Origin of the sequence: Enterococcus innesii (assembly GCF_022846515.1) — a bacterium.
GTDB classification, from domain to species: domain Bacteria; phylum Bacillota; class Bacilli; order Lactobacillales; family Enterococcaceae; genus Enterococcus_D; species Enterococcus_D innesii.
In genome coordinates, this window is record NZ_AP025635.1 from 1,924,953 (window position 1) to 1,935,000 (window position 10,048).

General features: G+C 44.3%; 8 protein-coding genes, 8 tRNA genes and 1 rRNA gene. All 17 read right to left on the bottom strand.

Features of this window, described 5'->3' with window-relative positions:
- Positions 1–4: 4 nt before the first annotated feature.
- The 17 genes from ENLAB_RS08970 to rrf all read right to left on the bottom strand — a co-directional run bounded on the left by ENLAB_RS08970 (position 5) and on the right by rrf (position 10,007).
- A complete protein-coding gene (locus tag ENLAB_RS08970) occupies positions 5–2,035 on the bottom strand; it encodes a BglG family transcription antiterminator (protein WP_244350772.1) in 2,031 nt (676 codons plus the stop codon).
- Positions 2,016–3,764, bottom strand: a complete 1,749-nt coding sequence (locus ENLAB_RS08975; protein WP_369522117.1) for a PTS sugar transporter subunit IIBC family protein — start codon at positions 3,762–3,764, stop codon at positions 2,016–2,018. The genes ENLAB_RS08970 and ENLAB_RS08975 overlap by 20 nt, the downstream gene beginning before the upstream one ends.
- A 69-nt stretch (positions 3,765–3,833) precedes the next feature.
- Positions 3,834–5,195, bottom strand: coding sequence for a C40 family peptidase (locus tag ENLAB_RS08980; protein ID WP_244350776.1), 1,362 nt, complete (start codon positions 5,193–5,195; stop codon positions 3,834–3,836).
- Between the two features lie 185 nt (positions 5,196–5,380).
- Positions 5,381–5,890 carry a rod shape-determining protein MreD gene (gene mreD / locus ENLAB_RS08985; protein WP_244350778.1) on the bottom strand — a complete coding sequence of 170 codons (510 nt, stop codon included), beginning with the start codon at positions 5,888–5,890 and terminating at the stop codon, positions 5,381–5,383.
- Positions 5,891–5,892: 2 nt separating this feature from the next.
- On the bottom strand, positions 5,893–6,750 hold the full coding sequence (gene mreC / locus ENLAB_RS08990; protein WP_077454117.1) for a rod shape-determining protein MreC: 858 nt from the start codon (positions 6,748–6,750) through the stop codon (positions 5,893–5,895).
- Positions 6,751–6,892: 142 nt separating this feature from the next.
- A complete protein-coding gene (locus ENLAB_RS08995; protein ID WP_244350780.1) occupies positions 6,893–7,525 on the bottom strand; it encodes a thiamine diphosphokinase in 633 nt (210 codons plus the stop codon).
- Entirely contained in the window at positions 7,526–8,179 is a 654-nt protein-coding gene (gene rpe, locus ENLAB_RS09000; protein WP_244350782.1) for a ribulose-phosphate 3-epimerase, read from the bottom strand.
- Between the two features lie 9 nt (positions 8,180–8,188).
- Complete coding sequence (gene rsgA, locus ENLAB_RS09005) at positions 8,189–9,073, bottom strand: ribosome small subunit-dependent GTPase A (RefSeq protein WP_244350784.1); 885 nt, start codon at positions 9,071–9,073, stop codon at positions 8,189–8,191.
- Between the two features lie 102 nt (positions 9,074–9,175).
- Positions 9,176–9,249 (bottom strand) — tRNA-Pro (locus tag ENLAB_RS09010).
- Positions 9,250–9,279: 30 nt separating this feature from the next.
- A tRNA-Arg gene (locus tag ENLAB_RS09015) sits at positions 9,280–9,353 on the bottom strand.
- Positions 9,354–9,364: 11 nt separating this feature from the next.
- Positions 9,365–9,450: transfer RNA gene (locus ENLAB_RS09020), tRNA-Leu, on the bottom strand.
- Between the two features lie 18 nt (positions 9,451–9,468).
- Positions 9,469–9,540, bottom strand: a tRNA-Gly gene (locus ENLAB_RS09025).
- Positions 9,541–9,550: 10 nt separating this feature from the next.
- A tRNA-Thr gene (locus ENLAB_RS09030) sits at positions 9,551–9,623 on the bottom strand.
- Between the two features lie 7 nt (positions 9,624–9,630).
- A tRNA-Leu gene (locus ENLAB_RS09035) sits at positions 9,631–9,712 on the bottom strand.
- Positions 9,713–9,726: 14 nt separating this feature from the next.
- Positions 9,727–9,799 (bottom strand) — tRNA-Lys (locus ENLAB_RS09040).
- A 3-nt stretch (positions 9,800–9,802) separates the two neighbouring features.
- Positions 9,803–9,875: transfer RNA gene (locus ENLAB_RS09045), tRNA-Val, on the bottom strand.
- A gap of 16 nt (positions 9,876–9,891) precedes the next feature.
- Positions 9,892–10,007 (bottom strand): 5S ribosomal RNA (gene rrf / locus ENLAB_RS09050).
- Between the last annotated feature and the right edge of the window lie 41 nt (positions 10,008–10,048).

Genomic DNA, 10,048 nt, shown 5'->3' on the forward strand with positions numbered 1-10,048 from the left:
CCTCCTATTGTTTTACTTCTTCAATCAAGAGCGAAGAGAGTAACTGATAAATAATCGAATCATTGCCGGAATTAAAAATCTCCGTATTTAGATCATTCATAATGATCGAACCACTGATCTTTCCTAATATCTGAGAGCTTGTTTCATTGATAGGATACGGCGCCAGCATGACTAATAAACGGGTAACAGCGATTTCTTTTTTATCCATCGCTAAAAGCGGCAAAGGCTGGTTCAAGTCGAAAATACGAAAAACTGGTTGCAGGATCGCCGAACTCGCCGCGTGAAACAAGGCAAAGTGAGTGTCAGGAATACCCACTGGCGCTTGGAAGTAGCGCCTTAAGAGACGATCAACAACTTTCTCACGATCCAAAACAACATGTGCATCAAAAGACGTCAGCACCAGCTGCAACGTTTCTTCCAAGTCCGCTGGGTTATCAATCGCCTGCACTTGAAACAGCGCCAATAGCTGGTTAATAGCTTCGATAAAAGCCAAGACCGCTTCATAGGATTCCTCTTTGCCCAAAGCAGAGGGCGCTTTTTTGGCGGAACGTTTTTTCTGACTAATGGCTTGGAAGGCCTTCTTCAACTCTTGAATGTCTTCTTCTAGCAGGATCGGTGAAACGAGTTTGTATTCTCCTTGATACCCTGGCAGCAATGAAGTCGAGATCACCAAGTCATAGGTCTCCTCGATATTTTCCCGTTTGACATCCCCCACTCGAAAGAAGGTGATTTGATTGATAAAGGGAAAATGTTTCCGCAGCTGCATCTCTAACAAACTGATGGAGGCTAATCCGCTAGGAGAGATCCCTGCAATATTGACTTCTAACACTTTCGGATTTTTTTCCAACGAATTGGCAAAATGCAGGACCATATAGGCGATTTCTTCTTCCGAGAACTGCTGCTGCGGAAAGACTTGCGGCAAATGATTGCGAATCCCGCTGGCGATCTCGACATACTGGTTCATGATTTTTTCTAGGATAGGGTTGTTCAAATGATCTTCTTCTAAAATCGCCCGCGTCATCACTCCTGAGATATGGGTCAGCAGCATTTTATACAAGTTCGTGTCTTCATAAAACGCCACTTCCGTTTGCTCACTGACCAATTCGATCAAGCGTTTTACACGATAAGCCAAGTCGGTATCAAAATGGTCATCAAAAAAATCACGATCAAAGGAATTAGCAAAATCACCTAGTAACACGGCAAAAAAGACGATTTCGTTGATGGAATAAAGCAGTTGCGTCTTTTCGGCGATCTGAGCAAAAATCTTTTTCGCCACCTTCAGCAAGTCTTTGTTGATCTGACTCGGGTACGTCTCTTCTTCCACCGTATAGCCCAAAGCTACCCGATCCATGGCTAGCGCCAGCATCAAGACGATAAACGCCAATTTGCGGTCACTAAGTTCTTTGAACTGCGGCTCGATGGTTTCTCGAATCAGCCGCTGGGCTAGTAATAGATGGTCACGGGACAGAAATTGAAAAATAAACGGGGCTTCATCATCGGTTTCCAGTAAATGGAAAAATTGGTATTCATTGATCTCCATCACTAGTGTATTGGCTGTGAGCAACCGCCGGTACTTTTCGGAGCCTTCGATCTCATACCCTTGATTGCGCACGATCCTTAACGGCAGCCGTGCGAGACTTTCTTCTAGTTGTTTGATATCTGAAAAAAACGTCGTATTGCTGATTTGGTAACGCTCCAAGAAAAAATGACTGGATACAGGCTTCGTGGCGGTAGTCAGTTGCAACAAAATACGGTGTTGCCGCTCACTAGCCGCGAATTCTTGATCGGTATCTGCCATAATGGCTTCTTGTAATTGGCGAATGCTCGTTTCTGATGCAAAAATTTGGAAATGACCACGACCGACCTTCTCTAAGGTAGCTCCTACTGTTTCCAGCGATTTTTCTAGATTAGCCAGTTCACGGTACATCGTTCGTTTACTGACTTTTAAGACTTGCATCATGCGATCTAAAGAAACCGGACCGGTACTATTCATCAATTCCGTTAATAAAAGTGTTTCACGATTGGTCAAAAACATAGTCGACTCCTTCTGTCAGTAACTGACGATACGCATCTGTCGTCAATAAATCATCCACCACCAGTAAAGGAACATCTGGGATCGGGCACTTTTCTGCAAGTTCTTTCGGGAGAATATAGACTGCCGTAGGATCAAGAGCTTGTCCTTCATATGCCATTTTTTTGACGGTCAAAGACAGTGCTTGTTGGCGAGCCATTTTTCTTAATATCTCCACTGCCATCGTTTGTGAACCGCGTTTTTTTCCAGTATACAAAAAGATGATCGTTGAAACCCCTTGCGAATTTGCTGATTCGATTTGTAGCGATTGTTGCGGATCCTGTTCTCTTCTTTGTAATTCTTGGATCAGCGGGGCATACTCATCTGCCGCCAAAAAATTATCTAACACATAATGCTGTGCGTGAGGTGTCTGCTTTTGGGCAATAGCTGCTAATTCCCGTTGGGTGATCACCAAAAGCGCGGGATCATCCGTCACACGATAAATCGACTGATAGCGGACAGGAAACGTTAGCTGGGCTTCTTCTAACTCTTTCTTTAGTATGCTGGCGCCGATTGCACTGGACCCCATCCCTGCGTCGCAGGCCACGACGATCTCCGTGACTTTCTTCATTTTCGGCATCTTACGCTCCTCATTTTCTGTATTGGTCTTCCGTTTTAACAGCACACTAGCGATCGCAAACGATACGACCGTACTGACGACAATCCCAGCTAATACACCTAGGATCATAGAAGCCGGTGTATTGAGCAGAATCGCCAAAATCGAGCCCGGGGACGCCGGTGCTCTTAAGCCTACCCCTAAAAATTGGAAGATCAGCGTGCCACTGAAACCACCAACGATCGGACCGAGCAACACCCAAGGATCGAGCAGAACAAACGGGAAATACACTTCATGAATCCCACCAATGGCCTGCACAAAAATGGATGCTGCGGCATTCGTTCGGTTTCGCTTTGAACCAAAAAAAAGATACGCCGCTAAGACCCCTAATCCCGGACCGGGGTTGGCCTCGATCAAAAATAAAACCGACTGATCGTTAACTGCCGCGGCTTCGATTCCTAGCGGCGTAAATAGTCCATGGTTGACAATATTATTAAAAAACAAAACCTTCAATGGTTCTACAATGATATGAATAAAGGGCAAGACGTTTTGCCGAACGAAATAATCAACGAGCTGATAGCTGCCGAGACTGAACCAATTAAAAAGCGGCGCCAATAGGAAATAACTACCTAAAAAAAGGAGTCCGCCAAGCGCACCTGCAATAAAATTGCGCACCAGCATCTCATAGCCACTTTTGACCTTACTCACGAACGAATCACTGCGATACAACAGCCAGCCTGCCAGTGGTCCCAGTAGCATCGCCCCAAAGACTTGGGGAATATCCGTTGCGAGAATAGCCCCTAAGACCGCCACTGCTCCTACGACCCCACCTCGCTCAGGTGCCAACATTTGCCCACCTGTATAAGCAATCAGGAGGGGCAGCAACACAGTCAAGACCCCTTGTTCCATTTGCTGGATCACTTGTTGATCGACTGAAAAAAAAGGCAGCAGGAATGAAATCAGCATCCACGCAATAAAAATACTTAGATTCGGCATCATCATGCGAGAAAGATAATTCGTATAAAACTTAACCGTTATCATTTTTTCTCTGGAAGACGAAGTCTTGTTCATTTTATCCGCTTCCTTTCTCTTTTCTATTATAAGATGTTCTGGCAACACTGAAAACAAAAAAAGCATACGTTTTTTTTAACAGAAATCAAAAAAAGCTGACGTAAAACGCCAGCTTTTGAAATAGCTTCAATTGATTTAGTTTACGCGTACCGCGAAATCTGGTGAGTAATAAGAGTAACTGCTGACAGAAACACTTTGACCAGGTGTTGGTGCATGAATGTATTGTCCGTTACCCATAGCGATCGCCACGTGATGCGTGCTTCCACGGCTACCCCAGAATAACAGGTCGCCAGCTTTTGCTTCGTTGATCGAAATCACCGTACCGGAAAATTCTTGTGCGTACGTTACCCGTGGTAATGAGATGCCAACTTTAGCAAATACATATTGTGTAAAGCCAGAACAGTCAAAGCCATCTGGTGTCGTACCACCCCAAACATAAGGGGTACCAATGTATTTCATTGCTTCTGCTACGATTGCTGAACCGTTGACCGTTTGTGCGGGTGCAGGAGTATTGCTTGCACCATTGCCGCTATTGTTCGATCCTTGGTTGTTATTGCTATTGTTATTGTTGGCAGGCGTCGATGGTGTCGTATTTGTTGAACCGCCACCTTGTGATGAACTGCCTTGCGTAGTATCAGTCGTCGTACTAGAATTTGTTGTGGAGTTTGATGTCGTTGAATTCGACGTTGAAGACTCGCTTGATGCTGCTTCCTGAGTAGCTGCTTCAGCTGCTGCCGCTTCTTGAGCCGCTGCTTCTTGTGCTGCTTGTTCACGAGCTGCTGCTGCTGCCGCTTCTTCTGCAGCGATGCGAGCTTGTTCTGCTTCGTATTCTTCTTTTTGTTTTTCTAAATCAGCTTTTTCATCTTCTTTCGATGCTTGTTGAACAGCCAATTCCGCTTGCAAAACATTTAAATCAGCTTGTTTGGCTTGTAGATCCCCTAATTGTGTTTCTAATTCAAATTGGTTCGCTGCGATTTCTGCCAATTTATCGTCGTTTTCCGCTTTTTTCGCTTCAACTGCTTCTTGGTCTGCTTTTTGTTGATCCACAAGATCTTTGTTAGCATTGACGATCGTTGTCATTGCTTGCACACGACCAATGGCATCGGTTAAAGAGTCAGCTTCTAATACTGCATCAATAAAGTTCGTGCTTTGTCCATTGACTTGAACGTCACGGGCTTGTTTTTGGATCGCTTCTTCACGCTTTTCGATTCTGACTTTCAAATCGGCAATTTCTTGCTTCAACTTTTCAGAATCCGCACGCAAATCCCCTTGTTGTTGCAACAAAGTTTGGGCTTTTTCATTGATTGCAGCCACGTCGCTTTCAAGTGCTGCTACTTGTGACTGGATGCTCGCTTGCTGGTTTTGCAAGTCAGAGATTTCTTGATTTTTTTCTTCAATTTTATTGTCAAAATCTGATGCAAAGACAAGTGTCGGTGCTGCTGCAGAAGTAAGAACAATTGAACTTACTAACAAGAAAGATAAAATTCGCTTTTTCACTCTTCATTCCTCCGGCTGTTGCTTCCCCTAATATGGTTTTTTTATGTATAAATGCTTAAGAATACCTAAAGTCCTTCACGATAGTGTGATTGTAACACAGCCGTATGTCAGAGAGATAAAAGGAATATTACAAAAACATTTCAATCACTGTTATTTTTATACCGTCAAACGCAAAAAAAATGAAGCTATTCGTCTTTGAATAGCTTCATGAATGGAACGACTAAAAGGATAAACAAAATGATGTTCAATAAAAGCGTTGGTGCTAAAAAGCGGGAAACAAAGAATGACGTGCTAACTGATGCGATCTTAAATAGCAACTGGACGCCCAACGTCACAACTTCTAAGCTGGTAACAAAGATGATCATTCCGAAAAACATGGTAAATACATTTTGATAAAGCGTATTTTTCAAAATGTACATGATCCACACGATTAGAGGAAACGCCACCGTGTAGATGCCGATCACACCGACATAATACACGTCATAGAGACAGCCGATCACCAGCGCCGTGGTAATAAAAAAGTTTTTCGGCAAATACTTTGCGCCACACAAAAGGGCGATCAGCAAAAGATGGGCACTGGCGATATAATTGTCTTGGGTCCATTTTTCCAAAAAACGCGTCAGTTGTCCATCTGCCAACATCATCAAAAAGAAGACGCCCGCTGCCAGGTATTTGATGTAGTCATGCTTTTTCATGGCTATTCCTCACCTGCCAAGCGTTTGATAATCGTTACTGCTTGAATATCATACATTTGGGCATACGGTTTTACAAATACTTGGGTATCAAGACCAAACTCATCTTTGGTGGTACGGATCACTGTTCCGATCGCCAAATCGGCGGGCGAGTTTCCTCCTAATCCAGAGGTCTGCACGACATCGCCTTCCTTCAGCTCATTGTCCCCCGTCAATTGGGTAATGACTAAGGAACGTTCTTTTTGATCGTAACTACTTAGGATCCCAAAGTTTGACCCATCTTCGCCGCTGATTCGAACCGGATAGTGGTTGGAATTCTGGTTTTCAGAAGTCAAAAGTTCAATTTTAGAAGAAGCTGCATTGACCTCAATGACACGACCAATCAAGCCTTTTTGCGACATGACTGCCATGTTGACCTCAACGCCATCTCTTGAGCCTCGGTCCACGATCAGCATATCTTGCCAAGTATCCGGTGACCGATTGATGACATTGGCGGAGATCCGTTCATAATTCGTCAAGGTTGCGTTCAGCTCTAGCTCTTCTTTCAAGGCATCGATTTCTCTTTGCGCATTGTCCTTCGCTTGTTCCAGTTCCTCAAAACTGTCCAACTTCTCTTTTAAACGTTCATTTTCTTCATAGGTCACAAATAAATTTTTGACTGAATTGGCACCATTTTCGATCCAACGAAAAGGAGCGGTAATCACTTTATCGATAAAGCCAACGGAGTCATTGACCGTAGATTGCACGGCATTGGTGGAGTTTCCCGCTGCTCGGCGGGCGATCGTCACGCTTAATACGGTGACAACTAAAATCACAATAATCAATGTGATGATAATATTTTTATTAGGATTAAACTTTTTCACAAAGACACCTCAAATAATTCCAAACTGTAGTTCCAATTTTACCATTAATGCCCTGCAAACAAAAGCTAAGTTGTCCGTCTTAATGTTTTTTTTGTAATTAAGTTTCTGAAATTTTCAACAAAAAAAAGAGACGTTCCGTCTCTTAATCACAACTTTGAATGACTGCTATCATCCCGCTGCTAAAGGAAAAACCTGCTGTCTGTGTCAGAAATTCATTGCTGGCATATGAAGTTGGGTACGGTACTTGGACGTTTTCTAATAAATACTTGCTACCTGTTAACGTCAAATCTGTTACCGGCGTCAAACAGCAATACGCCAAATACTGCATTCCGGGTTCTTTTTCCAGTTGATAGGTGCCTGGTAAAAAGAACTGAACAACATTTTGACGATCTAAAAAACGCAGATTTGGGGCAAATGGACGAAACCGATCTTCTAAAACTAACCACAGATTGGCTAAAAGATGGTCAAGGCGTCCCCCCGTTGCACCAATCACGTCGATTTGCGCTTCTGGATAGCGACGCAACGTCTCCACCAATGCCAATTGGGTATCTGTATCATCTTTTTCAGCAGGGGCTTGGATCACTGCCTTAACTTGTTGTTTGACCGCTTGCAGTTCTACTACGGTCAGGGAGTCGAAATCACCGATTGCCAGATCGACTGGCCGTTGGTGCTGAAGCAAAAACAGGGCCCCGCGATCAATTCCAATGTATTTATCATACGCCATCAACTGTGGCCAATTTTGAGGACTTCCACCTGCTGCTAACAAAATCTTCATTTATTGCAAAGCTTCTTTCAAGGCTCTGATTTGTGCTGCAGGTTCATCGGCATCGTAAATATAGCTTCCTGCTACGAAAACATTTGCACCTGCTTCCAGACAACGTTTGGCTGTCTCAGGAACGATCCCGCCATCTACCTCGATATCATAATGATAGCCTTTTTCTTCTTTTAAAGCAGCCAGCGCCGCAATTTTTTCCAGTGATTCTTCAATAAAGGATTGCCCACCAAACCCTGGATTGACCGTCATAACTAACACTTGATCACACATGGATAAAACATGTTCAATGGCTGAAACTGGTGTGCCTGGGTTGATGACGATTTCTGCTTTGACATTTTCTGCCACAATCATTTGGATCGCACGATGGATATGAGGTGTTGCTTCTGCGTGGATACCAATGATATCTGCTCCAGCTTCTGCGAAGGCATGGATATACTTTTCTGGCTCGGTGATCATTAGGTGAACATCCAACGGCAGTTTGGTAACTGGGCGAATCGCTTTAACGATGCTTGGGCCTAAGGTAATATTAGGGACGAAATGACCGTCCATCACGTCTACGTGAATGTAATCTGCGCCATGGCATTCCACTAACTCAATGTCTCTTTGAAGATTTGCAAAATCGGCACTTAAAATAGATGGTGCTAGTTTCATCATGCTTTTCCCTCACTTTTTCTTCTTTTTATAAACCGGACGTCGGTTTTCAATCTCTTCTAAAAATTGCACGTAATTCTTATAACGAGTCTCGGCAATCTCATTTGCTGCAACTCCCTGTTTAACTGCACAATCAGGTTCATTGAGGTGCATACACTCCCTAAAGCGGCAGTTGGAAGCTACTGCTAAAAAATCAGGGAAGAGCTTTGGTAACTCTACTGCTTCGATTTCCAGAAAATCGATTGAACTAAAACCAGGTGTATCGGCAACCAATCCATCACAAATCGGCAAGAGCTCCACATGACGGGTCGTATGTTTCCCCCGTCCGAGAGATTCTGAGATCACTCCTGTTTCCAATGCCAATTCCGGGACGATTCGATTCAATAGCGTAGACTTTCCAGCACCGGATTGCCCCATAAAGACGGTAATCCGCTCAGGGAAGTACCGTTGAAGTTCCAATAGATCTTCGCCTTCTGCTTTTGTCGTGATCACGTGGTAGCCAATTGCTTGATAGGTCTCCTCAATTGCTTTCATTGCGGCAAGATCTTTCACAAGATCCGCTTTTGTCAAAAAGATGATCGGTTCGATCCCCTCATACTCTAAGGTCACTAAAAAGCGATCCAATAGGTTATAGGAGAAGTTCGGCTCAACTAGACTTGTCACGACCACTCCTTGATCCACATTTGCGACTGGCGGTCGAACCAGCTCATTTTTTCGCGGCAAGATCTCTAAAAGATAGCCGTCTGTTTGATTGCTACTTTCAAAAATCACTTCATCCCCAACCAAAGGAGTGATTTTTCGATTTCGAAAATTTCCTCGAGCGCGGGTTTGAAAGATTTCATCTTCTGATGCCACATAATAAAATCCGCTTAGCGCTTTGATGATTTGTCCCTTCAAACAATTTCCTCCTCGTTTTTTACTATTGTATCATATTTTCAGGTCTTCTCACTGGCTGAAAACACAAAAAAGCCTGAAGCGAATGCTTCAGGCATCAAAAAATCGGGAAGACAGGATTCGAACCTGCGACCCCTTGGTCCCAAACCAAGTGCTCTACCAAGCTGAGCTACTTCCCGATAATAAAAATGAAACAAATAAAAAGACTACGCGCCCAAGAGGAGTCGAACCCCTAACCTTTTGATCCGTAGTCAAACACTCTATCCAATTGAGCTATGGGCGCATATTAAGAAATGCCGAGGACCGGAATCGAACCGGTACGGTGATCACTCACCGCAGGATTTTAAGTCCTGTGCGTCTGCCAGTTCCGCCACCCCGGCTGAAAATTGCTAAGGCAAAGCGGAAAACGGGGTTCGAACCCGCGACCCCCACCTTGGCAAGGTGGTGCTCTACCACTGAGCTATTTCCGCGTATTCCTGATGCCGGCTAAAGGACTTGAACCCTCGACCCTCTGATTACAAATCAGATGCTCTACCAACTGAGCTAAGCCGGCAATGAAGTGCGGGTGAAGGGACTTGAACCCCCACGCCCGAAGGCGCTAGATCCTAAATCTAGTGCGTCTGCCAATTCCGCCACACCCGCATAGGTTATTACTATGAGTCGTACAGGGCTCGAACCTGTGACCCTCTGATTAAAAGTCAGATGCTCTACCAACTGAGCTAACGACTCATATGGGGGTTAACGGGATCGAACCGCTGACCCTCTGCTTGTAAGGCAGATGCTCTCCCAGCTGAGCTAAACCCCCATAAGGTAAAAAAAACGCGTGGCGACGTCCTACTCTCACAAAGGGAAACCCTTCACTACAATCGGCGCTAAGAAGCTTAACTTCTGTGTTCGGCATGGTTACAGGTGTATCCTTCTTGCTATCGCCACCACACTATTCAATTGAGTAAGTGTTGCTCACTCAAAACTGGATCG

Excerpts from the sequence above, each read along its gene's own strand:
- ENLAB_RS08970 (WP_244350772.1), bottom strand. The coding sequence starts at position 2,035 with ATGTTTTTGACCAATCGTGAAACACTTTTATTAACGGAATTGATGAAT.
- ENLAB_RS08975 (WP_369522117.1), bottom strand. The coding sequence starts at position 3,764 with ATGCTTTTTTTGTTTTCAGTGTTGCCAGAACATCTTATAATAGAAAAG.
- mreD (WP_244350778.1), bottom strand. The coding sequence starts at position 5,890 with ATGAAAAAGCATGACTACATCAAATACCTGGCAGCGGGCGTCTTCTTT.
- ENLAB_RS08995 (WP_244350780.1), bottom strand. The coding sequence starts at position 7,525 with ATGAAGATTTTGTTAGCAGCAGGTGGAAGTCCTCAAAATTGGCCACAG.
- rpe (WP_244350782.1), bottom strand. The coding sequence starts at position 8,179 with ATGATGAAACTAGCACCATCTATTTTAAGTGCCGATTTTGCAAATCTT.